The 618-nt window shown below is 61.2% G+C and carries 1 protein-coding gene; it reads left to right on the top strand.

All coding sequences use genetic code 11. From position 1 onward, the window contains the following. On the top strand, nucleotides 1–618 hold a 618-nt coding region (locus ACR0B3_RS24455; RefSeq protein WP_480811304.1), incomplete at both ends, for a TRAP transporter large permease subunit.

Below are 618 nucleotides of genomic sequence, written 5' to 3'. Positions count from 1 at the left end.
GGGCCTGTCTGCCGTGCAGGGGGACGCCAGTTTGGCCTTAGGGCGACTGCGCAGTGAAAGCTACACGATATTCTCAAATTATGCGCTCTCCATCATCCCGATGTTTCTATTGATGGGCCATTTCGCCACTTTGGGTGGAATGAGCCGTGCGCTTTTTGATGCGGCGGCCTCTTTCTTAGGGCATCGGCGGGGTGGGGTGGCGATGGCTGCGATTGGGGCCTGTGCGGGCTTTGGGGCCATTTGCGGCTCCTCCCTGGCCACAGCGGCCACGATGGGGCGGGTTGCCTTGCCCGAACTGCGCGTCAAGGGCTATTCGGGGGGGCTTGCCACCGCTACATTGGCGGCAGGGGGCACCTTGGGCATTTTGATCCCCCCCTCCATCGTTTTGGTGATTTATGCGATCCTGACGGAACAAAATATCGCTAAGCTTTTCGCCGCCGCGCTGATCCCTGGGGTTTTGGCAGCCCTTGGGTATATGGCGGCCATTGCGATTTATATGCGCCGCCACCCTCAGGAAGGCAGGCTGAGCCCGCGTGCCCCTTGGGCGATGCGCGCGCGGGCTTTGCGCGCAACTTGGCCTGTGTTGGCGGTGTTTTTGGTGGTGGTGGGCGGCATTTA

Source organism: Ruegeria sp. CE9, from assembly GCF_056537425.1.
The sequence above is the reverse complement of the archived record's forward strand: the minus strand, read 5'-3'. Positions and strand labels throughout refer to the sequence as shown.